Genomic DNA, 22,994 nt, shown 5'->3' with positions numbered 1-22,994 from the left:
GTGTCAGAGGCGATTGATGACCAGACAGTCGACCATGGCGGCCAGATGCAGGCCGGCGCCGGTGACGACGAAACCGTGCCACAGCGCGTTGTGGAAGCGCAGCCCCTTCCAGGCGAAGAAGATGACGCCGCAGGAATAGACGATGCCGCCGGCGACGATCAGCGCTATCGATGTCGTCGGCAGTGTCTGGACAAGCGGCTTGACCAGGATGATGCCGCTCCAGCCGATGGCGAGATAGAAGCCGATCGCCAGCCGGTCGAAACGGCCGGGAAAGAACACCTTGATGGCAATGCCCAGCACTGCCGCGGTCCAGACCAGCACGATCATCCAGCGCGCCAGCGGCGAGCCTTCGAGCTGCGCCAGGAAAGGCGTGTAGGTCGCGGCGATCAGCAGATAGATCGCGGCGTGGTCGAAACGCCGCAACACCCATTTTGCCGGCGACGACACCGGCCACAGATTGTAGGTCATCGACACCGAGAGCACGGTGAGCAGCGAAACCACGTAGAAGGCGGCGGCGATGTATTCGCCCGGTCCGACACGGAACGCCGCCAGCGCAAGCAGTGCGGAACCGGCCGATATCGCCAGCACGATGCCGACCGCGTGGACGACACCGTCTGCGATCATCTCGGCACGCGAATAGTGCCAGCGTCCGATGAACGGGATATCGGGGTAGGGTTCGTTGTCTCTCACTAAGCCGGGTTCCTGCACCGCGCCCTCCAATTTGGGCGCATGCCGGGCAGTATTTCAAGCTTTCGTTGCGGTTTTGCGACTGCGGCGCATCAGCGCGGCGTGCCTGTCAGCGCGCCGAGAGCGGCTTCTTGACGGCCTTAAGCAAAGCGCGTTGGATGACCTCGTTGCCGGCGACGACCGAACCGTTGTCGAGCATGTCCTGGCCGCCGTCCATGTCGGAGACGAAGCCGCCCGCCTCGCGGATCAAAAGCAGCCCGGCGGCGATGTCCCAGGCCGACAGGCCGGTTTCCCAGAAGCCATCCATGCGGCCGGCGGCGACATAGGCAAGATCGAGCGAGGCGGAGCCGAGGCGGCGGACCCCGGAAACCTCGGCCATGACGTTGCGCAGTTCGACCAGGAAATTGCCGTGGTGGCCGCGGCCGAGATGCGGCATGCCGCAGCCGATCACGGTGTCGACCAGCTTGATGCGGCCAGCGACGCGCAAGCGGCGGTCGTTCATGAAGGCGCCGCCGCCGCGTTCGCAGGTGTAGAGTTCGTCCATCGCCGGATTGTAGATGACGCCGGCGACGATCTGGCCCTGGCGCTCCAGCGCGATCGAAACGGCAAAGAGCGGAATGCCGTGCAGGAAATTGGTGGTGCCGTCGAGCGGGTCGACGATCCAGCGATGCTGGCCGTCGTCGCCTTCGACCGCACCGCGCTCCTCCATCAGGAAGGAATAGCCGGGCCGAGCCTTGGACAGTTCGGCAAAGACGATGTCCTCTGCCTTGCGGTCGGCCTGGCTGACATAGTCGCCGGGGCCTTTCATCGAGACCTGCAGGTTCTGCACCTCGCCGAAGTCGCGCGACAGCGAGCGGCCGGCCTTCATTGCGGCCTGGACCATGACGTTGAGAAGGGCTGAGCGTGCCATAGTGCTTTTTCCCGGTGCTGCGCTTTAAACTCCGCCTCGATGCATGTCGGTGACCCAGAACCGGGGCCACTTTTGGGCGACATGCGTCAGTCGGCGCGGCGCACGTAAGTGATTTCGTTGGTGTCGACGATGATGCGCTCGCCGGCGCCGATGAAGGGCGGCACCAGGACGCGGATGCCGTTCTCCAGGATCGCCGGCTTGTAGGACGATGCCGCCGTCTGACCCTTCACCACCGGGTCGGCCTCGGTGATGGTCAGCGTCACATAGTCGGGCAGCGAAATGCCGATCGGCCGCTCTTCGTAGAGCTGGACCGTCACCATCATGCCGTCCTGCAGGAAGGCGGCGCGATCGCCGACGAAGTCCTTGTTCAATTCGAGCTGCTCGTAGCTCTGGGTGTCCATGAACACCAGTGCGTCTTCCTGCGCGTAGAGGAAGGAAAAATCCTTCAGGTCGAGCCGGATCTGTTCGACCGTCTCGGCCGAGCGGAAGCGCTCGTTGAGCTTGGTGCCGTTGATGAGGTTCTTCAGTTCGACCTGATTGTAGGCGCCGCCCTTACCGGGCTTGACGGTGTTGGTCCTGACCGCCACCCAAAGGCCGCCATCATGCTCGATGACATAGCCGGGACGGATTTCGTTGCCATTGATCTTGGCCATGATGAGATGATCCGGAATGATGCCAACGGCCACGCCGTTGGTATGGGATGTTCGCAGGGAAAGCGATTTCGGGCTCCCAAGACCACAAATCGCCAGAAGAGGCAAGGGAGCGGGCAGGTTGGAACCAGGCCAGGGAGCCGGGGTTACACTTGCCTTGACCGCGAGAACCGCCGTCAAGGCAGCCGGTTGGCCTTCTGCAGCGCCTGCTTGGTCTGGTCGTCGTCCAGCCCCTGCAGGAAGTCGTCCATCTGGGGGTCGATGAGGCCGGCACGGCGGGCGACGACGTACCAGGCGCCGGCAAGCACAAGGTCCGGATCGGTGCCGATGCCTTGCATATAGAGCTTGGCCAGGCGGTTCTGGGCGGCGACATTGCCGCCTTCCGCCGCCTGCTTCATCCAGCCGAAGGCGGATTTCAGGTCGCGCGCACCGCCGCGGCCTTCGATCATCCAGGCGGCGAGATCGATCTGCGCGGTGTCGTAGTTCTGCCTGGCTGCCTGCGCCAGCAGGCGCCTTGCCTGGGCGTCGTCGCGTGGCTTGCCGCCGACGCCATTGGCGTAGATCTGCGACATCGCATATTGCGCGTCCGCGAGGCCGGTCGCGGCGGCGCGCTCATAGTAGGAGACCGCCTTGGCCATGCCGGCATCGCCGGGGTCCTGCTGGACCAGCATCTGCGCGAAATTGAATTGCGCCAGCCGGTTGCCGGCTTCGGCGGCGGCCTGCATCAGGGCGTAGGCTTCTTTTCCATCCTTTTTGACATAGCGGCCGTCGAGCAGCATCAGCGCATACTGGAACTGCGATTCCGGCACACCCTGTTCGGCGGCCAGCGCGTACCATTTCGCCGCCTGCGCCGAATTGACCGGTACACCGAGCCCCCGCGACAGGATCTCGGCCACCAAGGTCTGCGCCGCCGGATCGCCGTTTTGCGCCCGGACCAATGCCAAATTGTAAGCTGTCTTGTAGAGACCGCGCTGGAAGGCGCCATAGGCCGCGTCGGCGGGTTTTGCGCCGAAGCGGTCGGGATTGACCGTGTCGGCCGACGGCAGCGGCGCCGGTTCTGCCGTGGTGGCGGGCTGCGGCAGCGGCTTGTCGATCGGCTTGTCGGTGTGCACGCCGATTTCCGGCTTGGGCTGCGGCAGCGGGATGGTCTCCGCGGCCGCTGCCTGGACCATCAGCATCGCAAGCAGGGCCTGGAGGGGAAGCCTCGCCGAGGGCACGTCAGTCCTCGAAGCGTGGCGCGGTTTCGTCGAGCAGCGCGTTGGCGCTGGCGACCGCTGTCCTAGGATCGGTGCCGTCGGCGAACACGGCGCTCGACAGCGCCACGAATTCGGCACCGGTGGCGCCCACGGCTTCGACCGAGGCGATGTCGGATCCGGCCATGACGATGCACGGGATTTGGATCATATCCGCCCACCATCTGCCGAGCGACAGGTTGCGCGGGTGTGGTTCGGGCTTGTTGTCGTAGCCGAAGCGGCCGAAGAAGATGTAGTCGGGCCGTGTCTCGCCAAGCTCGAGCGCGTCGTCACGCGTCTTGGCGCCGCCGGTGCCGACCATCATCTTTGCCTGGAAGTGTTCGATCGTCTCGGCCAGCTCGGCCTTGGAGACCTCGACATGGATGCCGTCGGCCTGGACGCGGCCGGCTATGCGGGTGTCGCCGGCGATAATAACGGCCGCACCGGCGGCTTGCGCTGCCGGCACGATCTGTTCGGCGAAAGCCTGGAAGGAGGCCTCATCCATGCCGTTCTCGGGCAGGATCAGCGAAGCGACGTCGCCGCCTTCGAATGCCGCGGCGATTCGGGCCGCCGGCACGCCGGGCGGCGCGATCAGCACAATGCGACAGCGGTTGGGGGGCGTTGCGTCATTCATGGTTCTTCGGGTCCCGCGTTTCGCCTATGCCGGGCGAAGATGGTTGGATTGCGGCATAGAGCAAAGTGCCCGCTTTGAACAGGCGGGCAGCCGGGATCGCGATGTTGGCCCGCCAGACGCCGGCGGACCGCTTTACTTGATCGGGTGCGGGCTTGCGACGGGCGGTTTGCCCTTCCACAGCGTCCAGCCGAGATTCATGCCGGCGGCGGCGATCAGGATGGCGGTGGCGCCGACGATCTGGCTCAGATGCAGCCGATGGCCGAAGGCGACGACATCGACCAGGATGGCGACGACGGGGTAGATGAAGGACAGCGACCCCTGCAGATGCGTCGGCAGCTTCTGGATGGCGCCGTACATCAATATGTACATGAGGCCGGTGTGGACGATGCCGAGCGTCGCCAGCATGGTCCAGCTCCACGCATCGGCCGGAAGCTGGGAAAAATTGGCGAACGGCGCCAGCATGACCACGCCGACGCAGACCTGGATCAGCGCGATCAGGTGCGGCGGCGTGCCCTTGAGCTTCTTGGTGAGGATGGCGGCGACGGCCCAGAAGAAAGCCGCGCCTAATGCCATGACGATGCCGGTAAAGTAATCCGTCCCGACATCACCGGCGTCGGGAGCGGCCTCAACGATCAGCACCATGCCGGCGAAGGCGATGGCCAGCCAGGTCAGCTTGGTCAAGGTCAGCCGCTCGGCGAAGAAGAGCGCGCCGAAGCCGACCAGCATGAAGGGCTGCGTGTTGTAGACGGCGGTGGCGATCGAGATCGACGCGCGGGAGAAGGCGCTGAACAGCAAAAGCCAGTTGACGACGATGGCGACGCCACCGAGCGCGGCGATGCCGATGATGCGCAACGACAGTCGGTTGCGCAGCAGCCCCAGGGCGGTGCAGATGATGAGCAGCGTCAGCGCGCCGAACGCGCAGCGCCAGAACACCACATCCATGATCGGCTGGCCGGACAGGACGACGAACCATCCGATCGTTCCCAGGATCGCCATTGCGGCGGACATTTCGACCGTGCCACGCACTGTATCGTTCACAACAAACCTCCGTATCAGTTGAACCGTCATAATCTCATGCGGAAACGCGGCTTTCCATCCGATCAGAAAGGATGTATGAATAAGTTACCTAATTATATTAGGCGGTGGTTCCAAATCAGCGAGAAATGTAAAATGCTTGATGATCTCGACCGAAATCTCCTTGAAATCCTGGTCAAGGATGCGCGCACCTCGCTGAAGGAGCTGGCCAGCCAGGTCGGGCTGTCGTCGCCAAGCGTTTCGGAGCGGCTTCGACGGCTCGAGGAGCGCGGCGTCATCCGGGCGTTCACTGTCGAGATCGATCCGCTGGCGCTCGGCTATACCTTGCAGGCAATCGTGCGCATCCGGCCTCTGCCGGGCAAGCTGCACATCGTCCAGAAGCTGATCGAGGAAATCCCCGAATTCGGCGAATGCGACAAGGTGACGGGCGATGACTGTTTCGTCGCCCGGCTGTTCGTGCGCTCGATCGGTGATCTCGACGGGATTCTCGACCGCATCGCCGACAAGGCCGAGACCAGCACCGCCATCATCAAGGCGCAGCCGATCCGGCGGCGGCCGCCGCCGCTCGATGCAACCGCGCCTCGTGACAGGGTAAAGGCCTTGCAGGCTTCCTGAGCCAGGCTGGGCTCGGCCATGTTTTCAGAGGGCCGATCGAAGCCGGGTGGAAAGCCGGGCCGGTTGGTTAGGGTGCCGGCCAAACGAATCGAGACCGTCATGGCGCAGAATATATACGACCGGGAGGATTTCTTCGCAGGCTACAGCCAGCTCGGCCGTTCCGTCGAAGGTCTGGATGGCGCCGCCGAGTGGCCGGCGCTGCGCGCGATGCTGCCCGATGTCAGCGGCTCGAGAGTCGCCGATCTCGGCTGCGGATTCGGCTGGTTCTGCCGCTGGGCGCACGAGCACGGGGCGGTGCATGTGCTTGGCCTGGACCTGTCGGAAAAGATGCTTGCCCGGGCGAGAGCGGCCGGCCCGGACGCCGGCATCACCTATGAGACGGCCGACCTCGATCAGCTCAGCCTGCGGCAAGCCAGCTTCGATTTCGTCTACAGTTCGCTCGCCTTGCACTATGTCGAGGACGTGATGCGTCTGTTCAGGACCGTGCATCAGGCGCTGGCGCCCGGCGGGCATTTCGTCTTCTCGACCGAGCATCCGATTTTCATGGCGCCGACCAATCCCGGCTGGGCAATCGATGCCGAGGGCCGCAAGACATGGCCTGTCGACCAGTACCTGGTTGAAGGACCGCGCCGGACGGACTGGCTGGCCAAGGGTGTGGTGAAACATCACCGCACGATCGGCACCACGCTCAACGCTCTGATCCGGTCCGGCTTCACCATCGACCATGTCGAGGAATTCCGCCCGACCGACGCACAGATTGCGGCCAAACCCGAACTGGCTGAGGAGCTAGAGCGGCCGATGTTCCTGCTGGTTTCGGCCCGCCGATAGGCAAGGCGCCGACAGCCAAGGGATGGGGCGGCCCTGCCGATATTTGTTGTCGCCCCGCTCGGGATTCTGGGCTATTCAAGCGTCGATACGCTTTCCCTCCAGACCAGTCCCCCTCCCATGTCCGGCCTGCTTCTCGACCCGTGGTTCTATGCGGCCGCCATTCCGGCGGTCATTCTGGTCGGCCTGTCCAAGGGCGGCTTTGGCGGCGCCGTCGGCTTCGTCGGCGTGCCGCTGATGGCGCTGACCATGCCGCCGGTGCAGGCGGCGGCCATCCTGCTGCCGATCCTGTGCCTGATGGATATCGTCTCGGTATGGACATGGTGGGGCGTTTATAACAGAAAGATGCTGGTCGACATGATGCCGGGCGCCGTCATCGGCATCGGCCTTGGCTGGCTGACGGCGGCACTGGTCACCGAAGAGGCGGTGCGGCTGATCGTCGGCGCCGTCGCCATCATCTTCGTCCTGCGCTGGCTCTATCTGCAGTTCCGCCACGGCGCCGACCACGCAGCCGCGCCCAACCGTGTGGCCGCCGCGGTCTGGGGCACGGTCGCCGGGTTCACCAGTTTCGTCGCCCATGTCGGCGGCCCGCCCTTCCAGGTCTATGCCTTGCCGATCCGTCTCGATCCGAAAGTTCTGTCGGGCACCGCCGCGATCTTCTTTGCCGCCACCAATGCGCTGAAGCTGGTTCCTTATTTCGCGCTCGGCCAGTTCGACACCGCCAATCTGACGGCATCGGCGGCGCTGATGCCGCTGGCGCCGCTGTCGACCATTGCCGGGGCGTGGCTGGTGCGACGGATGCGCCCGGAAACATTCTATCCCTTCACCTACGCAACCGTCGCGGTCGTGGCGCTGAAGCTGCTTTGGGACGGCATCGCTGGCTTGATGTAGAAAGGCGGCCGCGCAGCCGCCCTGTTTATCCGGGGGTCACGCGGCGCTCGGCACGAGGCGACGGTTGCCGCCAAAGGCCAGTGTGGCGCCGGCCACGACGACCAGCACCATGCCGGCGAGGATGCCGATATCATGCGCGGTCGGCTTGAGCACCATGTCGGCGATGATCACCAGCATCACCGCATAGTCGAAGCGTGCCGCGCTCATCATGCGCTGACCGATGGCAAGAACAGCCGGTGTGACGCCCTCCTTGGCGATCATCTCGCCCATGCGCTCGCCCGTCGGCTTGAAGATCAACATGCCGATCGAAAAGGTCGTGGCGTAGCCGGCCAGGCCGATGAGGATCCATAGGTCGGAGAAGCCGACCCAGAACCAGCACATGATGAGGCCGAAAATCAGCGTCAGCATCGACATCGGCGCGAAGAACCTGCCGCCCAGCTGACCGCTGGCGCGCATTGCCTGCAGTTTTTCCTCGATGTTGCCCGCCCGCTCGGCAAGCATGCCCAGCAGGAACAGCACGAAGCCGCCTCCGACCCACAGAATGGCGGTAGTGACGTGGAGGAATTTGACGATCGAGTACCAGTCCATGGGTTGCTCCTGCAGTGTCCGGTCAGGTTTGCGGCAGCGCTGATTTGCGCCGGCCGTCAGAGGAGCGGGCGTTTTGCGTGGTGCCTGTTTCGGTACGATGTCGCGAAAAATTCGGCTCTGTTTCAGCCTGCCCTCAACTTACGAAGTCGCCGAGATTGTGAATGCACTATCTGATTTTCTGCTAATATACGGATGTCGGGAGGGGTTGGCGCGACATCGTCCGGATACGCTGCCGATGCTAGTGCGCCAGTGCCGGGAGCCCGGTGGCGACAACAATCGCCTGACGATCAACCCATTCCCGCAAACGGGAAAAGGCAATTCGGGGGACCATTATGCAAGGGATAGCACGGAATTTCTTCACGCTGGCCATCATCTATTCGCTGTGCGGCATGGCGCTCGGCCTGTACATGGCGATCAGCCAGGATCACGGACAGATGCCGACCCACGCCCACACGATGGTGGCCGGATGGCTGATGTCGGCGGTCTTCGCCTTCTTCTACCATTTTTTTCCGGCAATCGGGCAGAAGACGCTCGCTACCGTTCATTTCTGGCTGACCGCAATCAGCGGTATCGGCCTGCTGATCGGCCTCTATTTCCTGCTTGCCGGCAATGCCGCGATCGAACCGCTGGTGGCGGCCTCCTCGATGGGCTTCTACGCGGCCATGCTGTTGTTTGCCTTCATCGCCTTGCCCGCCGTCTGGAGGACAGCCTGAGCTAGCCTGACGTAGGAGATGCTGTGCTGTTACGGCACAGTATGGCGGCGTTCGGTCAAAAAACATCCGCGCCGTTAAGGCTTCATTAAGCTTTACAGGTGTTTACTATGTTCATCCAGTGATCTGGATTCTTACCGAGTGGTTGGAGCCACTTTGTTTGACGCCTCCCTGTTAAACTCCTGAGAGCCGCCTTATCCGCGGCTCTTTTTTTTGTCTTCATTTCCCTTTTTGTCCGCATCTCGGCGGGGGCCGCCCAATGGCGGCTCGCCGTTAACCTTCTGTTAAACATGTGCTTGCCTTCGCCAGTGACGAAGCGCATTTTCAAGCTTCAGTCAGATAGGGTTCCGGGTGTATCGGCAGGGAGCCGAATCGGCCGGTTGCAAGTGCAGGGGCGTATCAATGAACGAGCCTTCGAAGGGCAGTGCGAAAACCGTCAAGCTGGCGGAGCGCCGGGTTTTCTCGCAATCCTTCAAGCCGCTTTACCAGGAAGGCATGGGCCTGGTCGAACAGGCCGCCGAATATCTCGACGGCAAGGGCCGGGCCGAGGCAAAGAAACTGTCGCGGCTGGGCGCCACGCTCTATGCGGCCGAATCGATGCGGCTGACCACCAGGCTGATGCAGGTTGCGTCCTGGCTGCTTTTGCAGCGCGCCGCCAATTCCGGCGAGATGACCCGCGACCAGGTCGCGTCGGAAAAGTCCAAGGTGCGCCTCGACACCGCTTCCGCCCATGACGAAGCCACCGGCTGGGCCGAGCTGCCCGAGGATTTCCTCGACCTCGTCACCCGCTCGCTGCGCCTGCAAGCACTGGTGCGCCGCATGGACGACGAGATCTATGGCTCGGGCGCCTTGATCGACATGCAACCGATGGCTCGCCGCCTCAATCCGGTTTCCGACCAGATCAGCCTGCTCAACACGGCTTTCGCTCGGGGTTAGACCTCGGTCTGTCTTTCTGTTTCCGGTTTGTTCACATTTCGCTGGCATCGCTGTGGGCCGGAGGTAAAGTCGGCAAATGGCGGAAGCGATTCGCATCATCGGTATCGATCCGGGGCTTCGGCGCACCGGCTGGGGCATCGTCGAAAGCCTCGGCAATTCGCTGCGCTTTATTGCTTCAGGCACTGTGAAGTCCGACGACAAGGCGGCGCTGGCAACGCGGCTGTGCCAGCTGCATGACGGGCTGGCGGATATCCTGCACAGCGCGATGCCGCACGAGGCGGCGGTCGAACAGACCTTCGTCAACAAGGACGCCGTGGCGACGCTGAAGCTCGGCCAGGCACGTGGCATCGCCATGCTGGTGCCGGCGCGTGCCGGGCTTGTCGTTGCCGAATATGCGCCCAACGCCGTCAAGAAGGCGGTGATCGGCGTCGGTCATGGCGACAAGAAGCAGATCCACATGATGGTGAAGGTGCTGTTGCCAAAAGCCGTCTTCGACACCGAACATGCCGCCGACGCACTGGCCATTGCCATCTGCCACGCGCATCATCGGCAAAGCGTGACCTACAGGATGGCGCTGGCCGGCTAGCTATGTTCTTGACTTGTTCACGTTGCAGGGATAAGTAATACCGCAGAGGTATTACCATGCGCGTGACCACCAAGGGGCAAGTTACAATCCCCAAGCCGATAAGGGACCGTCTGGGCATCGCCCCGGGCTCCGAAGTGGAGTTCGTGGCCACCGACGAGGGCGTTCGGCTGGTTGCCGTCAAGGAGAACCTCTCCCAGGAAGAGAAATTGCGCAGGTTCAGCGATGTCCTCGACCGGATGGAGGGGACGTTGGATCTGGGAGGCATGACCACCGATCAGTACATGGAGTGGTTGAGGGGGCCGCGTGAAGATCTCGACGTTGATTGACACAAATGTCCTGATCGACGTCTGGGGACCGGCCGGACCGCTGACAACATGGTCGGCGTCGGCGATTGCTTCCTGCCGCCGTGATGGAGCCTTGGTGGTCAACACCATCATTTGGTCCGAACTCGCGCCACTGATAGTGACGGAAACGGCGCTTCGAAAAGCAGTCGACATGCTTGAGATGGATCGCGAACTTGTACCTTGGGACGCGGCATTCCTTGCGGGCGTCACGCATTCCCGCTATCGCCGGGCCGGGGGCATCAGGGAAAGAACCTTGCCCGATTTCTTTATCGGCGCTCACGCGACCGTCGCTGGACATCGTCTTTTGACCCGCGACGCCGCACGTTACCGCAGTTACTTCCCGGAGCTCGACATCATCTCTCCTGAGACGCACCCATGAGAGCCCATCTTCCATGAAAGGTCTGGCATGATCGGCAAGCTCAAGGGTACGCTCGACGAGGTCGACGAGGACCATTGTCTCGTCGATATCCATGGCGTCGGCTATGTCGCCTATTGCTCGGCGCGCACGCTGGCCGCGCTGCCTTCGCCCGGCGAAGCGGTGGTGCTGTTCATCGAGACCTATGTGCGCGAGGACATGCTGCGCCTCTACGGCTTCCAGTCGCAGCTCGAGCGCGAGTGGTTCCGGTTGCTGATGAACAATGTGCCGGGCGTCGGCGCCAAGGTGGCGCTGGCCATCCTGTCGACGCTGGCGCCGGCGGATCTCGCCAACGCCATTGCGCTGCGCGACATCGCCATGGTTTCGCGCGCGCCCGGCGTCGGCAAGAAAGTGGCCGAGCGCATCGTCACCGAATTGAAGAACAAGGCGCCGGCCTATGCCGGCACCGCCTCGGGCACCATCGGCCTGAAACAGGAGCTCGGCGACGGCGTGGCTCCGGCGCCGATCACCGACGCGGTCTCGGCGCTGGTCAATCTCGGCTATTCACGCGACACCGCCGCCAATGCGGTGGCGGCGGCGCTGAAGACGGCGGGCGAGGATGCCGATGCGCCGAAGCTGATCCGTTTCGGGCTGAAGGAACTGGCGCGGTGATATGGTTGTTGGAAAAGAAAATTCCAACTATCATATGATTGGTAGGAAATTTCTTAGAAAGTAAGAAAATGGGTGCTTACGCCAGTCTGACCTCGAAGGGTCAGCTTACAATTCCAAAAGATGTCCGGGATGCGCTATCACTCAAAACGGGTGACATGATCGCCTGGACGGTCATGGATGGCTACCTGATTGGAACGCCGCGCAATCTCGACTTTGCGGACCTCGCCGGATTTCTGGGCGATCCGCCCGGCGGTCCGGCGTCACTGGAGGAAATCGACCTCGCGGTGCGGGATGCAGTTGGTAGGCATGTTGTCGGAGACGGATCGCAAGGCGGACGAGAGGGCGACGAGTGACGTCGATCGGCATTGATACGAACGTTCTGCTTCGAATGGTGCTGAACGACGATGCAGAGCAACGGGCGAAAGCCCTCGCATTCGGCGAAGGCCTCAGCGACGATGCTCCCGGCTTCGTCAGCTTGATCGTGCTGGTGGAATTCAGCTGGTCGTTGATTTCGCGCTACAGACTACCGAAAGAGCAGATGCAGGCGGCAATCCAGAGACTGTTGAAGGTCAAGACACTGTTGTTCGAAGATTTCGATGCCATCGTGATTGCGCTCGAAAGATCAAATTTGCCGCAGGTAGATTTTGCCGATGCGCTGATCGCCGAGCACAATCGAAATCTGGGTTGCTCGCATACAGTCACGTTCGATCAGCGGGCCGCCAAGTCCATTGCCAGTATGGAACTGCTCGCATGAGCCTGTCGCCCCGCCTGATTGCGCCGGAAAAACGCGGCGAGGATGCCGAGCAGACCTTGCGGCCGCAGACGCTCGACGATTTCGTCGGCCAGGCGGCGGTGCGGGCCAATCTCAAAGTGTTCATCGAGGCCGCCAAAGGCCGCAACGAGGCACTCGACCACGTACTGTTCGTCGGGCCACCCGGTCTGGGCAAGACGACGCTGGCGCAGATCATGGCGCGTGAGCTCGGCGTCAATTTCCGCTCGACCTCCGGCCCGGTCATCGCCAAGGCCGGCGATCTTGCCGCGCTGCTGACCAATCTCGAGGAAGGCGACGTGCTGTTCATCGACGAGATCCATCGGCTGAGCCCGGCGGTGGAGGAGATCCTCTATCCGGCGATGGAGGATTTCCAGCTCGACCTGATCATCGGCGAAGGACCGGCGGCGCGTTCGGTCAAGATCGACCTTGCCCGCTTCACGCTCGTCGCCGCCACCACGCGGCTCGGCCTGCTCACCAATCCGCTGCGCGACCGTTTCGGCATTCCGGTACGGCTCAATTTCTACACGGTCGAGGAGCTGGAGCAGATCGTGCGGCGCGGCGCGCGCATCCTGCAAATGCCGCTTGGCGACGACGGTGCGCTGGAGATCGCGCGGCGTGCGCGCGGCACGCCACGCATCGCCGGCCGGCTCTTACGCCGTGTGCGCGATTTCGCCTCGGTGGCCGGCGACGGCCATGTCGACCGCAAGATCGCCGACGAGGCGCTCACTCGGCTGGAGGTCGATGCGCTCGGCCTCGACGCGCTCGACCGGCGGTACCTCAGCATGATCGCGCGCAATTTCGGCGGCGGGCCGGTCGGCATCGAGACGATCGCCGCCGGCCTATCCGAGCCGCGCGACGCCATCGAAGACATCATCGAGCCCTACCTGATCCAGCAGGGCTTCATCCAGCGCACGCCGCGCGGCCGCATGCTGACGGCCAATGCCTGGCGCCATCTCGGCCTCGACGCGCCGAAGGATCTGGCGCAGCAGCAGATCAACCTGTTCCAGGAAGAGTAATTTTCCAGCGCGCCGCCCGTGAGCGATCAACGCAGCCCGCGGACCACGTCCATTACATCCGGCTCGGCCTTGTCGCCGTTGAAGGCGTCGACGATGCCGAAGGCACCGCCATAGCTCCACACCGACCATGAGAAGCCATGTGCTTCGGCACGCCCGATCATGTCCCTGACATAGACGGCCCGGTACTCGGCGGGCATCACATAGGCGTTGCCATATTCCTGGCGGATCATGCCGAACTCGCCCAGCGTGATGTCTTCCGGCTTGACGCGGTTGGCCTTCGCCCATGCCTCGACCTTTTTGAACGGCGCATCCATCAAGCCGAGCAGTTTGTCGGGGCTGTCCATGCTGGCGACCTGTTCGTCGAGATAGGCAAGCAGGCCGCTCTGCCGCGTCCATGGCGCCTCGGCCTTGATCCTGGCGCGGATGGTGTCGAGCGTCACGTCGAGCTGTGCCTTGGGCACCGCGCTCAGCGGATAGGGCAGGCCAGTCACATAGGGGATGAAGTCGCCGGCCCAGGTTGCGCCCTGATGGGTGAGCAGGAACGGATCGTAGGAATGGAAGGTCCAGATGACGTTGTCGTCCGGTATTGTTTTCGGGTCGATCTTTTCCAGCGAGTTCGCAGCGGAATAGCAGGCACCAGTCAGGATCAAGGTTAGCTTGGTGGCCGAGGATCGCGCTGCCGCGAACAGTTTGCGCTGGCGGTCCGGCCACAGGCTGGTGCCGTCGCTGTCGCAGTCGACGATCGGTTCGTTCATCGGCTCGAGAGCCACTTGTCTGGGATCTTCGCCGGCCAGCGTGCGGGCCATCTTGCGCACCATCTCGAGATAGGCGTCGAAGGTCCGCGGGTCTTCCATCACTTGCGCCATGCCGATCTTGCGGCTGCCGCCGGCCGGGATCAGGTGCATGTCGACGACGACTTTCAGTCCGGCGCGGTTGATCATGCGCACGGAGTCCAGCACGCTGGCATAGAGGTCGTCACGCAAGGCCACGGTCTGGTCGGACAGGAAAGGCGAAGGGTCGACCGGCATGCGCAGGAAATCGAGGCCGGCATCCTTCAGTGCCTTGAGATCGTTCTCTCCAAGGAATTTGCGCCACTCCGGATAGGGCAGGATGGCCTTGGCGTCGCCCCATTGGTCTTCGCCGGGCCATGTGACCCATTGGTCGAGATTGAGGCCGCGCTTCATCGAAAAGCTCGCCGCCTGGCTGGGCCACGCCAAGGCCGCGAGCACAAGCAGCGCCGCCATCAAGGTCTTGATCATCGCCGTCAACAGTGCCATCCGATGCTGTGCCACGCGGGAAACAGGTGCCTCGTCGGGGCTGAAAAAGGAAGCGCAATGGGCGATCATGGTGAATCGGCGACGCTGCTGGCTGGGCTTTCCGGTGCGCTGACGGCGTTCGGCCACCGGCTGATGGCGCGGGTCTATTATGCCGACACGGATTTCTCCGGCGTCGTCTACCATGCGCGCTATCTCGAATTCTTCGAACGCGGCCGCTCCGACTATCTCCGGCTGACCGGCGTGCACCACACCGAGCTTGCCGACGGCAAGCATGGCGAAAGAATAGTCTGGGTGGTGCGCCGCATGGAGATCGACTTTCGCGGCCCCGCCCGTATCGACGACATCCTGACGGTCGACACCCGCACCGAGGAGATTTCCGGCGCGCGCATCTTCATGGCGCAGCAGCTCAAGCGCGGCGACGAGGTGCTGGTCGAGGCCAAGGTCGAGGCGGCGATCATCGGCGAGAATGGCCGCCCAAGGCGTTTTCCCAAGGAATGGCTGGCGGCGTTCATGCCGAGGGTGCGCTGATATTCAGGTGATGCCGGCCTGCAAACAGCAGCTTCCTGCGCTTCCGGTGCTCGCGTACGAAAAGTACGCTCCGCTCCGGTTCTCGGAATCTACCGTTTTCGGCTCGGCCTGACCTGAATCTCAGCACACCCTAGGCGCAGCCATTGAATTGATGGCCTTGCCGCGGGGCGTGGCAATGCGCCGCGCCTTATATACTAACCCATCCTTAACCATAACGGTTCATGAAGAGATTGGTGAAGATTGGCGTTATCGAACGCCTTCCTTTCACCAATATTTGCCCCGAAAAGGCCGATAACGGCACAGTTGGGGGGTTGTTCCGGTAGCTTCATGCGAACCGACCACAAGGATGCCAGGGGCCAGCCGCCAGCTTCGCCCGGAAAATCTTAAGGACGTAACGATGGAAAATATCGCACTCGCCGACCCGGGCGCGCAATTGTCGGTTTGGTCGCTGTTCGTTTCGGCCAGTTGGGTGGTCAAGCTGGTCATGATCGGCCTGCTCTGCGCCTCGGTCTGGACCTGGGCGATCATCGTCGACAAGCTGGTTTCCTATGCCCGCATGCGGCTGGCGCTCAACCGGTTCGAACAGGTGTTCTGGTCGGGGCAGTCGCTGGAGGAGCTCTACCGCACGCTCGCCGACCGCAAGACCACCGGCATGGGCGCCATTTTCGTCGCCGCCATGCGCGAGTGGAAGAAGAGTTTCGAGAAGGGCGCCAAAACGCCGCTCGGCCTGCAGACCCGCATCGACAAGGCGATGGACCTGGCGCTGACCCGCGAGATGGAAAAGCTGGAAGGCCGCCTCGGTTTCCTCGCCACCACCGGCTCGGCGGCACCCTTCATCGGCCTGTTCGGCACCGTCATCGGCATCATGACCTCGTTCCAGGCGATCGCCGGCTCCAAGAACACCAGTCTCGCGGTGGTTGCGCCCGGCATTGCCGAAGCGTTGCTGGCGACGGCCATCGGCCTGCTCGCCGCCATTCCGGCCGTCATCGCCTACAACAAGCTGTCGTCCGACGCGAGCAAGATAGCCGTGCGCATGGAAGGGTTCTCCGACGAGTTCTCCGCCATACTCTCGCGCCAAATCGATGAAAAAGTGGCCCCCAAGGCCTGAGGAGTAGCAGATGGGTATGTCCATGGGCATGGGAGGACGCGGCGGACGCGGCCACAGGCGGCGCGGCCGTCACCATGCACTGATGTCCGAGATCAACGTCACGCCGATGGTCGACGTGATGCTGGTGCTGCTGATCATCTTCATGGTCGCCGCACCAATGCTGACGGTCGGCGTGCCGATCGACCTGCCGGATACGCAGGCCAAGGCGATGAATGCCGACACGCAGCCGATCACCGTCTCGATCAACGCCGCCGGCCAGATCTATCTCCAGGAAACCGAGATCCCGATCGAGGAGCTGGTAGCCAAGCTGCAGGCGATCTCGAAGACCGGCTATGAGGAGCGCATCTTCATCCGCGGCGACAAGTCCACCGACTATGGCACGGCGATGAAGGTGATGGCCCGCATTTCGGCCGCTGGCTACAAGAACATCGGGCTGGTTTCACTGCAGGAACAGGACCAATAGACGCGCGATGAAGACCGGCCTCACCACATCGGTGATCTTGCATACGGCGGCGCTGACCTTCGGCCTGTTCACGCTGACGGCGCCGGCCGCGCTTCCGTCGTCCGACGTCGAGTCGGTCGCGGTCGATATCGTGCCGATGGAAGCCATCGCGCAGACGTTGCAGGGCGACAAGAAGGCCGTGATGCATGAAAAGCCGGCACCCGTGCCGACGCAGCGCCCGGACATCGTTCCGGATGCGCAGAAGGTGGGCGAGAACAGCGTCGACACGGACAAGCCGATAACGCCGGAAGCCAAGCCCAAGCCCGTCGACATGACCTCGGCTCCGCCGCCCGCGCCGACCCCGATCGAAAAGCCGAAGCCCGAGGACGTGCCGAAGCCGCAGGAGAAGCCCAAGCCCACCCCGGCAACGGAAGTGGCGCCGGCGCCGACGCCCAAGGAAGAGGTCAAGCCCGAGCCGGTCAAGCAGCCCGACCCCAAGCCGACACCGGCCAAGCCGGCGCCAACCCCGCCGCCGCAGGACAAGACCGCCGCCATCGATCCGACGCCCGAGGTCAAGCCCGACGCCGTCGCCGAAGCCATAGCGCAGGAGCCCCCCGCCGAGGCGACGCAGTTGCCCGACTCGGCGCCCGCGCCGGAGGCACGGCCGAAGCCGCAGCCGGCGCAGGCCGAAAGCGCCAAGGCGCCGGAGCGCAAGAACGCCGACAAGCCGGTCAAGGAAGCGTCGTCGAAGCCGAAGTCCGATGACAAGCAATTCAACGCCGACGAGATCTCCGCGCTGCTCGACAAGCAGAAGCCATCCGGCGGCGGCGCCAAGCGCTCGACCCAGCAGGCATCGCTCGGCGGCGACAAGGATCAGGGCCAGAAGCTTTCCAGGTCCGAAATGGGCGCCCTGGAAAGCCAGCTTGGCGGCTGCTGGACCCTTCCCGCGGGCCTGGAAGGTTCCGAGAACTTCGTCGTCGTGGTGCGGTTCAACCTGGATGGTTCCGGCAAGCTGGACGGGCGCCCGGCGGTCGAAAAGTCGAGCGGAAATCGCCAGTTCGACGAAAGTGCCGTTCGTGCGGTGCAAAAATGCGATGTCACCGGCCTGCAAGTTCCCGCCGGCAAGCAGGACATCTGGGCCGACGTCCGCGTCACCTTCGATCCAAGGGAGATGCTGGGCCTCTAAGGCGGCCCGCGTATCCGAAAATCAGTACGAGAAGCGAGAAGACATGAAATCAATCCTCAAGCCGCTCCTGATGGTCGCAGCAATGGCGATGGGCATGACCGCGGCAGGCACGTTGCCGGCGCTGGCGCTCGTCGAGCTCAACGTCAACAAGGGCAACGTCGAGCCGCTGCCGATCGCCATCACAGATTTCCAGGGCGGCGACGCGCTTGGGGCGCAGATTTCGCAGATCGTCACCGCCGATTTGAAGCGTTCGGGTCTGTTCGCTCCGATCGACAAGAGCGCCTTTATCGAGAAGATCACCAACCCCGATGCAGCGCCGCGCTTCGACGACTGGAAGGTGATCAACGCGCAGGCGCTGGTCACCGGCAGCGTCAGCAAAGAAGCCGACGGCCGCATCCGCGCCCAGTACCGGTTGTGGGATACCTTTGCCGGCCAGCAGATGGCCGGCGAGCAGTTCTTCGCCAACGACGCCAATCAGCGGCGTGTCGCCCACATCATCGCCGACGCCATCTATGAGCGGCTGACCGGCGAAAAAGGCTATTTCGACACCCGCGTCGTCTTCATCGACGAATCCGGCGCCAAGAATGCGCGCAAGAAGCGCCTCGCGATCATGGACCAGGACGGCGCCAATGTGCGCTATCTCTCGGACGGCAGGTCGATCGTGCTGACGCCGCGTTTCTCGCCGAACCGGCAGGAAATCACCTACATGTCGTATGAGAGCGGCCAGCCGCGGGTCTACCTGCTGCAGATCGAAACGGGGCAGCGCGAACTGGTCGGCAATTTCCCCGGCATGACCTTTGCGCCGCGCTTTTCGCCCGACGGCCAGAAGGTGATCATGAGCTTGCTGCGCGACGACGGCAATTCCAACATCTTCGCTATGGACCTGCGCAGCCGTTCGACGACGCGGCTGACCAATTCGACCGCCATCGACACCTCGCCGTCCTATTCGCCCGACGGCAGCAAGGTGGTGTTCACCTCCGACCGTGGCGGCCGCGCACAGATCTACGTGATGGGCGCCGACGGCTCTGGTCAGACCCGCATCTCCTTTGGCGACGGCGTCTATTCGACACCGGTATGGTCGCCGCGCGGCGACCTCATCGCCTTCACCAAGCAGACCGGCGGCGAATTCCAGATCGGCGTCATGAAGACCGACGGCTCGGGAGAGCGCATCCTGTCCTCCGGCTTCCAGCAGGAGGGACCGACCTGGGCGCCGAACGGCCGCGTGCTGATGTTCTTCCGCGATTCCGCCGGTGGCCCCAAACTGGTTTCGGTCGATCTGACCGGACGCAACGAGCAATCGATCCCAACGGCGAACTTCGCTTCGGACCCGGCCTGGTCGCCGCTGCTCGAATAGGTTCGGCTGAATTGCCACACATGCTGAGAAGGGGCCGTTTCGGCCCCTTTTCCATGCCTTGGCCGCCTTTTGGCCGTATTTACGCCTAGGGTCCGCGTGAACTGTGGCTTCAGGCCGAAACGGCTGCGGACGGGCAGCTTAAACCAAAATTTAACCGTGTTTCTTGAATGCCGGTTAACCCAAACGTGGTTACTGGGTGATCAACGAAATCACTCAAAGTAGATCACTCGAAATACGAAGGAGAGGCGGCATGGGCCGTATCGCAGCACTTACCAGAAACCCGGTCATGATCGCGCTGGTGGCGATGCTCGCCATCGCCGGTTGCGCCTCGAAGAAGACGCCGAACAACGCGGCCGATCTTGGCCTCAACGGCGCCGGCGCGGCGACGCCCGGCTCGGCGCAGGACTTCACCGTCAACATTGGCGACCGCATCTTCTTCGATACGGACTCGACCTCGATCCGTGCCGACGCGCAGACGACGCTCTCGCGCCAGGCGCAGTGGCTGAATCAGTACAAGCAGTATGCCATCGTCGTCGAAGGCCATGCCGACGAACGCGGAACGCGCGAATACAATCTGGCGCTCGGCGCCCGCCGCGCCGCCGCCACCCGTGACTTCCTTGTCGCCAAGGGCGTCTCGGCCAGCCGTCTCAAGACCATTTCCTACGGCAAGGAACGTCCGGTCGCGGTTTGCGACGACATCTCCTGCTGGTCGCAGAATCGCCGCGCGGTCACCACGCTCAGCGGTGCTGGCTCCTGAGGCATCACGCAGCCGACCGGCGCGTCAAAGAACGCGCGGCCGTCTAGCGGTAAAAATGCAACATACCTGCGCGAAAGGCGGCACTGGGGCCGCCTTTTTCATATCCGGATGCTCGAAACAAAATTTGGCCGAAGTCTCGGCTCCTGCTATGAGCCGAGGGCGCTTGGCTGGTCCCATTCTGATTGGAAGGCGCGAACAAGCTAACGAAATCACTGCGAGAGGCACATGCATTTGAGATCGGTTCTGAGCGGCACGCTTGCGCTGCTGCTCCTATCAGGCGTCACCGCCTTGGCTAGTGGCACAGGGCAATCAACCGACAGCGGCTTTACCTTCCATCTTCCCAGTATCGAATTGCCGGGCTTTTTTGGTCAAAAGAAGAAACCGGACCAGGTTCAGCTGGTGCAGTCCGATCCTGCCGCTGTCACCAGCCTGGAAGAGCAGCTGCGGCAGATGAACGGCAAGATCGAGGAACTCAATTTCCAGGTCCTGCAGATGCAGGAGCAGATTCGCAAGCAGCAGGAAGATAATGAATTCCGCTTCCAGCAGCTGGAAGGTGGCGGCACGCAAGGCGGGCAGCCGCCGGCGCAGAAGAAATCGGACGCCACCACCGGCACCGACAACGACGTGGCGGCGGCCCCGGCAATCCGGGCGCCGGCTGGAGCCGGCGCCGCGCCCGCCAACGATCAATCGGCAGGCGGCAAGACGGTCGAGGACGTCATCGTCGAATCTCCCGACGGCGACCCCGGCAAGGTTATTCCCGGTACGGGAGCGCCGGAAAAGAATTTCGGCACCATCACCGTCGACAAGAATGGCAATGTCATCGATGCCGGCGGCAACACACAATCGACCGCGCCGGCGCAGGACACCGCGCCAGTCGCCGGGGCGGCGCCCAAGGCCGGCAAGTCCGACACGGTAGTCGCGGCGTTGCCCGCCACCAACAACCCGGAGGAGCTTTACCGCAACTCATACCAGTTCATCCTCTCGGGCGACTACGGCACCGCCGAGCAGGGTTTTCGCGACCACATCGCCCGCTTCCCCAGGGATGCGAAGGCGGCGGACGCGCATTACTGGTTGGGCGAGTCATTGCTCGGCCAGCAGAAATACCGCGACGCGGCCGAGACGTTCCTTGCCGCCAGCAAGGACTACCCCAAGGCCAAGAAAGCTCCCGACATGTTGCTGAAGCTCGGCGTGTCGCTGGTCGGCCTCAAGCAGCACGACGTTGCCTGCGCCACTTTCAGCGAGGTCGGCAAGCGCTACCCCGATATTTCCAGCGCGCTCAAGGAACGCGTCAAGCAGGAGAAGGCTCTGGCTGCCTGCTGATCCTTGTCCTACATGTCGTTGTCCTGAAACCGGGATCACTTTGGGCGACATGCATTATGCTCGACACCGAGCCGGACCTTTCGTCTAACCCTTTTTCGCATATCGATTTTACCAGCGGCGCTGTTGCGGCCGTGTCCGGCGGCAGCGACTCGACCGCCCTGCTCCTTCTTCTCAGACACCATCTCGACCGTACGGCGCCGGCAACCAAGCTGCTGGCGGTGACGATCGACCACGGTTTGCGGTCCGGTTCGGCTGCGGAAGCGCAAGCAGTGGCGAAGCTGTGCGCCAGACTCGGAATTTCACACCGCATCCTGACATGGTCGGGCCCCAAGCCATCGACCGGCCTGCCCGCCGCCGCTCGCGAGGCGCGCTACCGGCTGCTGTCCGAAGCGGCACAAGCCGAAGGCGTCGGCATGATCCTCACCGGCCATACCGCCGATGACCAGGCGGAGACGGTGCTGATGCGGCAAGCGCGCGCAGAAGGATTGGCGCGGGACGAGGGCCAAGGCCATGCCGAAATGGCAGGCCGGGGACTTGCCGGCATGGCGCCGGCCACCTTGTATGACTGGCGCGAGTGGATCGTTCGGCCACTTCTCGGGTTGCGGCGCGCGGCGCTGCGAGATGTCCTGCGGCGTGAGAATGTCGGCTGGGCCGACGACCCGACCAATGCCGACGAGGCTTTCGAGCGGCCGCGCATGCGGGCAGCCCTTGCCGACGGCAACGGTGCACAGCGCATCGGCGATGCACTGGCGTTGGCCGCGCATGAGGGCCGCGCGCGCAGTCAACTCGGCCTCGCCGCCGCAAGTTTGATCGGCGATTTCGCGACCCGGCTGTCCTGCGGGCTCATTCGTCTTGATCCGCTTTTGCTGAACACAGGTGACGAGCGAGCGGCCGTCTATGCGTTGCGTATCCTGCTGGCCATGACCGGCGGAATTGCCTTCCTGCCGGATCAGGCCCGCAGCGAGGCTCTGTTCGGTCGGCTGAGGGCTGGATTTCTTTGCGCCACATTGTCGCGGACGGTTGTGGATTCCCGGCGCTCCGGCATCTTCCTGCGCCGCGAGGCGCGCGGCCTGCCCTCCGCCGCTGCCATCACGGACGGCACCGTCTGGGATGGCCGCCGGCGCATCACATTGAACGACAGCAGCAGCGCATTGTTGATTGCCCCGTTCGGCGCAGCAGCGGCGAAGCGGCTGGCGAAGGGCGATGGAAAAACCCCGCCGAGCCTGATGCGCGCCGCGCTCGCCGCCGAGCCGGCGTTGTGGCAGGCCGGTGAATGCCTTGATTTGTCGGGGGATAGCCGGGCGCCAATGGCGGTTGAAGTGCGGCCGGTCGTTGCGCCCTTTGCCCGCTTCCTGCCGTCCTTCGACCTGGCGCCGGCGCGGGCCGTGGCCGGGCTGATTGGCGCGGCCCCGGTGCCGCCCTTGCCTTTCAGCGGCCACAGTGCCGGCTGATGGTTGCGCGAAAGCTTAACCCAGACGTGCTGTTCTGCTTGGCAAGGGGGGACGCTCTCCCTATGTTAGGCGCAAGTTTCCTCTCATGACGCGTGTCCGCCCCGCGGACGCCA

Annotated in this window: 28 protein-coding genes; 20 read left to right on the top strand and 8 right to left on the bottom strand. The window is 63.4% G+C overall.

The window, feature by feature from the left end; all coding sequences use genetic code 11:
* Positions 1–3: 3 nt before the first annotated feature.
* From trhA to NKK51_RS19040, 6 genes are all read right to left on the bottom strand, one after another.
* Positions 4–690, bottom strand: coding sequence for a PAQR family membrane homeostasis protein TrhA (trhA, locus tag NKK51_RS19065; protein WP_352554259.1), 687 nt, complete (start codon positions 688–690; stop codon positions 4–6).
* 106 nt (positions 691–796) lie between these two features.
* Complete coding sequence (locus NKK51_RS19060) at positions 797–1,597, bottom strand: inositol monophosphatase family protein (RefSeq protein ID WP_352554258.1); 801 nt, start codon at positions 1,595–1,597, stop codon at positions 797–799.
* Positions 1,598–1,683: 86 nt separating this feature from the next.
* Complete coding sequence (gene efp, locus NKK51_RS19055; RefSeq protein WP_013529127.1) at positions 1,684–2,250, bottom strand: elongation factor P; 567 nt, start codon at positions 2,248–2,250, stop codon at positions 1,684–1,686.
* 173 nt (positions 2,251–2,423) lie between these two features.
* The gene (locus NKK51_RS19050) at positions 2,424–3,464 is read right to left on the bottom strand and encodes a tetratricopeptide repeat protein (protein WP_352554257.1); all 1,041 of its coding nucleotides are present in this window, start codon (positions 3,462–3,464) and stop codon (positions 2,424–2,426) included.
* A 1-nt stretch (position 3,465) separates the two neighbouring features.
* The gene (locus NKK51_RS19045) at positions 3,466–4,113 is read right to left on the bottom strand and encodes a thiamine phosphate synthase (RefSeq protein ID WP_023811838.1); all 648 of its coding nucleotides are present in this window, start codon (positions 4,111–4,113) and stop codon (positions 3,466–3,468) included.
* A 132-nt stretch (positions 4,114–4,245) separates the two neighbouring features.
* A complete protein-coding gene (locus NKK51_RS19040; RefSeq protein WP_352554256.1) occupies positions 4,246–5,151 on the bottom strand; it encodes a DMT family transporter in 906 nt (301 codons plus the stop codon).
* Positions 5,152–5,283: 132 nt separating this feature from the next.
* Between NKK51_RS19040 and NKK51_RS19035 the strand changes: the two genes are divergently transcribed.
* The 3 genes from NKK51_RS19035 (at position 5,284) to NKK51_RS19025 (ending at position 7,479) form a co-directional block, all read left to right on the top strand.
* Complete coding sequence (locus tag NKK51_RS19035; protein WP_023811840.1) at positions 5,284–5,763, top strand: Lrp/AsnC family transcriptional regulator; 480 nt, start codon at positions 5,284–5,286, stop codon at positions 5,761–5,763.
* Between the two features lie 99 nt (positions 5,764–5,862).
* Positions 5,863–6,591, top strand: coding sequence for a class I SAM-dependent methyltransferase (locus NKK51_RS19030; RefSeq protein WP_128305340.1), 729 nt, complete (start codon positions 5,863–5,865; stop codon positions 6,589–6,591).
* A gap of 117 nt (positions 6,592–6,708) precedes the next feature.
* Positions 6,709–7,479, top strand: coding sequence for a sulfite exporter TauE/SafE family protein (locus tag NKK51_RS19025; protein ID WP_352554255.1), 771 nt, complete (start codon positions 6,709–6,711; stop codon positions 7,477–7,479).
* A gap of 36 nt (positions 7,480–7,515) precedes the next feature.
* Here NKK51_RS19025 and NKK51_RS19020 read toward each other — a convergent pair whose 3' ends face one another.
* Complete coding sequence (locus NKK51_RS19020) at positions 7,516–8,067, bottom strand: DUF2269 family protein (protein WP_352554254.1); 552 nt, start codon at positions 8,065–8,067, stop codon at positions 7,516–7,518.
* Between the two features lie 332 nt (positions 8,068–8,399).
* Between NKK51_RS19020 and NKK51_RS19015 the strand changes: the two genes are divergently transcribed.
* The 9 genes from NKK51_RS19015 to ruvB all read left to right on the top strand — a co-directional run bounded on the left by NKK51_RS19015 (position 8,400) and on the right by ruvB (position 13,458).
* Positions 8,400–8,780, top strand: a complete 381-nt coding sequence (locus NKK51_RS19015; RefSeq protein WP_352554253.1) for a hypothetical protein — start codon at positions 8,400–8,402, stop codon at positions 8,778–8,780.
* 399 nt (positions 8,781–9,179) lie between these two features.
* Positions 9,180–9,713, top strand: a complete 534-nt coding sequence (gene rcdA / locus NKK51_RS19010; RefSeq protein ID WP_352554252.1) for a protease adaptor protein RcdA — start codon at positions 9,180–9,182, stop codon at positions 9,711–9,713.
* 76 nt (positions 9,714–9,789) lie between these two features.
* Positions 9,790–10,299, top strand: coding sequence for a crossover junction endodeoxyribonuclease RuvC (ruvC, locus tag NKK51_RS19005; protein WP_352554251.1), 510 nt, complete (start codon positions 9,790–9,792; stop codon positions 10,297–10,299).
* A gap of 56 nt (positions 10,300–10,355) precedes the next feature.
* The gene (locus tag NKK51_RS19000; RefSeq protein WP_128305341.1) at positions 10,356–10,625 is read left to right on the top strand and encodes an AbrB/MazE/SpoVT family DNA-binding domain-containing protein; all 270 of its coding nucleotides are present in this window, start codon (positions 10,356–10,358) and stop codon (positions 10,623–10,625) included.
* Entirely contained in the window at positions 10,603–11,022 is a 420-nt protein-coding gene (locus NKK51_RS18995; RefSeq protein WP_128305342.1) for a type II toxin-antitoxin system VapC family toxin, read from the top strand. Before NKK51_RS19000 ends, NKK51_RS18995 begins: the two co-directional genes overlap by 23 nt.
* Before the next feature lie 27 nt (positions 11,023–11,049).
* Positions 11,050–11,670 carry a Holliday junction branch migration protein RuvA gene (gene ruvA, locus NKK51_RS18990; RefSeq protein ID WP_352554250.1) on the top strand — a complete coding sequence of 207 codons (621 nt, stop codon included), beginning with the start codon at positions 11,050–11,052 and terminating at the stop codon, positions 11,668–11,670.
* Between the two features lie 68 nt (positions 11,671–11,738).
* Positions 11,739–12,023, top strand: coding sequence for an AbrB/MazE/SpoVT family DNA-binding domain-containing protein (locus NKK51_RS18985; RefSeq protein WP_023811849.1), 285 nt, complete (start codon positions 11,739–11,741; stop codon positions 12,021–12,023).
* Positions 12,020–12,424 (top strand): type II toxin-antitoxin system VapC family toxin, encoded by a 405-nt coding sequence (locus NKK51_RS18980; RefSeq protein ID WP_127296186.1) that lies wholly within the window; start codon positions 12,020–12,022, stop codon positions 12,422–12,424. Before NKK51_RS18985 ends, NKK51_RS18980 begins: the two co-directional genes overlap by 4 nt.
* Positions 12,421–13,458, top strand: coding sequence for a Holliday junction branch migration DNA helicase RuvB (gene ruvB, locus NKK51_RS18975; RefSeq protein WP_023811851.1), 1,038 nt, complete (start codon positions 12,421–12,423; stop codon positions 13,456–13,458). The genes NKK51_RS18980 and ruvB overlap by 4 nt, the downstream gene beginning before the upstream one ends.
* A 26-nt stretch (positions 13,459–13,484) precedes the next feature.
* Here ruvB and NKK51_RS18970 read toward each other — a convergent pair whose 3' ends face one another.
* A complete protein-coding gene (locus NKK51_RS18970) occupies positions 13,485–14,735 on the bottom strand; it encodes a glycoside hydrolase family 5 protein (protein ID WP_352554249.1) in 1,251 nt (416 codons plus the stop codon).
* A gap of 57 nt (positions 14,736–14,792) precedes the next feature.
* On the opposite strand from NKK51_RS18970, the gene ybgC reads away from it, so the two are divergent.
* The 8 genes from ybgC (at position 14,793) to tilS (ending at position 22,881) form a co-directional block, all read left to right on the top strand.
* Positions 14,793–15,263, top strand: a complete 471-nt coding sequence (gene ybgC, locus NKK51_RS18965) for a tol-pal system-associated acyl-CoA thioesterase (protein ID WP_352554248.1) — start codon at positions 14,793–14,795, stop codon at positions 15,261–15,263.
* Positions 15,264–15,660: 397 nt separating this feature from the next.
* Positions 15,661–16,371 carry a protein TolQ gene (tolQ, locus tag NKK51_RS18960; RefSeq protein WP_023811854.1) on the top strand — a complete coding sequence of 237 codons (711 nt, stop codon included), beginning with the start codon at positions 15,661–15,663 and terminating at the stop codon, positions 16,369–16,371.
* A 10-nt stretch (positions 16,372–16,381) separates the two neighbouring features.
* The gene (gene tolR / locus NKK51_RS18955; RefSeq protein ID WP_023811855.1) at positions 16,382–16,834 is read left to right on the top strand and encodes a protein TolR; all 453 of its coding nucleotides are present in this window, start codon (positions 16,382–16,384) and stop codon (positions 16,832–16,834) included.
* A gap of 7 nt (positions 16,835–16,841) precedes the next feature.
* The gene (gene tolA, locus NKK51_RS18950; RefSeq protein ID WP_352440960.1) at positions 16,842–17,999 is read left to right on the top strand and encodes a cell envelope integrity protein TolA; all 1,158 of its coding nucleotides are present in this window, start codon (positions 16,842–16,844) and stop codon (positions 17,997–17,999) included.
* A gap of 70 nt (positions 18,000–18,069) precedes the next feature.
* The gene (gene tolB / locus NKK51_RS18945) at positions 18,070–19,353 is read left to right on the top strand and encodes a Tol-Pal system beta propeller repeat protein TolB (protein WP_494516601.1); all 1,284 of its coding nucleotides are present in this window, start codon (positions 18,070–18,072) and stop codon (positions 19,351–19,353) included.
* A gap of 250 nt (positions 19,354–19,603) precedes the next feature.
* Positions 19,604–20,110, top strand: a complete 507-nt coding sequence (pal, locus tag NKK51_RS18940; RefSeq protein WP_013529149.1) for a peptidoglycan-associated lipoprotein Pal — start codon at positions 19,604–19,606, stop codon at positions 20,108–20,110.
* 225 nt (positions 20,111–20,335) lie between these two features.
* Positions 20,336–21,430: a tol-pal system protein YbgF gene (gene ybgF / locus NKK51_RS18935; protein WP_352554247.1), complete on the top strand. Its 1,095-nt coding sequence runs from the start codon at positions 20,336–20,338 to the stop codon at positions 21,428–21,430.
* A gap of 56 nt (positions 21,431–21,486) precedes the next feature.
* On the top strand, positions 21,487–22,881 hold the full coding sequence (tilS, locus tag NKK51_RS18930) for a tRNA lysidine(34) synthetase TilS (RefSeq protein WP_352554246.1): 1,395 nt from the start codon (positions 21,487–21,489) through the stop codon (positions 22,879–22,881).
* Positions 22,882–22,994 lie beyond the last annotated feature (113 nt).

Source organism: Mesorhizobium sp. M0011, assembly GCF_040324155.1.
GTDB lineage: Bacteria > Pseudomonadota > Alphaproteobacteria > Rhizobiales > Rhizobiaceae > Mesorhizobium.
The sequence above is the reverse complement of the archived record's forward strand: the minus strand, read 5'-3'. Positions and strand labels throughout refer to the sequence as shown.

Excerpts from the sequence above, each read along its gene's own strand:
- NKK51_RS19060 (WP_352554258.1), bottom strand. The coding sequence starts at position 1,597 with ATGGCACGCTCAGCCCTTCTCAACGTCATGGTCCAGGCCGCAATGAAG.
- efp (WP_013529127.1), bottom strand. The coding sequence starts at position 2,250 with ATGGCCAAGATCAATGGCAACGAAATCCGTCCCGGCTATGTCATCGAG.
- NKK51_RS19045 (WP_023811838.1), bottom strand. The coding sequence starts at position 4,113 with ATGAATGACGCAACGCCCCCCAACCGCTGTCGCATTGTGCTGATCGCG.
- NKK51_RS19035 (WP_023811840.1), top strand. The coding sequence starts at position 5,284 with ATGCTTGATGATCTCGACCGAAATCTCCTTGAAATCCTGGTCAAGGAT.
- NKK51_RS19030 (WP_128305340.1), top strand. The coding sequence starts at position 5,863 with ATGGCGCAGAATATATACGACCGGGAGGATTTCTTCGCAGGCTACAGC.
- NKK51_RS19025 (WP_352554255.1), top strand. The coding sequence starts at position 6,709 with ATGTCCGGCCTGCTTCTCGACCCGTGGTTCTATGCGGCCGCCATTCCG.
- NKK51_RS19020 (WP_352554254.1), bottom strand. The coding sequence starts at position 8,067 with ATGGACTGGTACTCGATCGTCAAATTCCTCCACGTCACTACCGCCATT.
- NKK51_RS19015 (WP_352554253.1), top strand. The coding sequence starts at position 8,400 with ATGCAAGGGATAGCACGGAATTTCTTCACGCTGGCCATCATCTATTCG.
- rcdA (WP_352554252.1), top strand. The coding sequence starts at position 9,180 with ATGAACGAGCCTTCGAAGGGCAGTGCGAAAACCGTCAAGCTGGCGGAG.
- ruvC (WP_352554251.1), top strand. The coding sequence starts at position 9,790 with ATGGCGGAAGCGATTCGCATCATCGGTATCGATCCGGGGCTTCGGCGC.
- NKK51_RS19000 (WP_128305341.1), top strand. The coding sequence starts at position 10,356 with ATGCGCGTGACCACCAAGGGGCAAGTTACAATCCCCAAGCCGATAAGG.
- ruvA (WP_352554250.1), top strand. The coding sequence starts at position 11,050 with ATGATCGGCAAGCTCAAGGGTACGCTCGACGAGGTCGACGAGGACCAT.
- NKK51_RS18985 (WP_023811849.1), top strand. The coding sequence starts at position 11,739 with ATGGGTGCTTACGCCAGTCTGACCTCGAAGGGTCAGCTTACAATTCCA.
- ruvB (WP_023811851.1), top strand. The coding sequence starts at position 12,421 with ATGAGCCTGTCGCCCCGCCTGATTGCGCCGGAAAAACGCGGCGAGGAT.
- NKK51_RS18970 (WP_352554249.1), bottom strand. The coding sequence starts at position 14,735 with ATGGCACTGTTGACGGCGATGATCAAGACCTTGATGGCGGCGCTGCTT.
- ybgC (WP_352554248.1), top strand. The coding sequence starts at position 14,793 with ATGGGCGATCATGGTGAATCGGCGACGCTGCTGGCTGGGCTTTCCGGT.
- tolQ (WP_023811854.1), top strand. The coding sequence starts at position 15,661 with ATGGAAAATATCGCACTCGCCGACCCGGGCGCGCAATTGTCGGTTTGG.
- tolR (WP_023811855.1), top strand. The coding sequence starts at position 16,382 with ATGGGTATGTCCATGGGCATGGGAGGACGCGGCGGACGCGGCCACAGG.
- tolA (WP_352440960.1), top strand. The coding sequence starts at position 16,842 with ATGAAGACCGGCCTCACCACATCGGTGATCTTGCATACGGCGGCGCTG.
- tolB (WP_494516601.1), top strand. The coding sequence starts at position 18,070 with ATGGTCGCAGCAATGGCGATGGGCATGACCGCGGCAGGCACGTTGCCG.
- pal (WP_013529149.1), top strand. The coding sequence starts at position 19,604 with ATGGGCCGTATCGCAGCACTTACCAGAAACCCGGTCATGATCGCGCTG.
- ybgF (WP_352554247.1), top strand. The coding sequence starts at position 20,336 with ATGCATTTGAGATCGGTTCTGAGCGGCACGCTTGCGCTGCTGCTCCTA.
- tilS (WP_352554246.1), top strand. The coding sequence starts at position 21,487 with ATGCTCGACACCGAGCCGGACCTTTCGTCTAACCCTTTTTCGCATATC.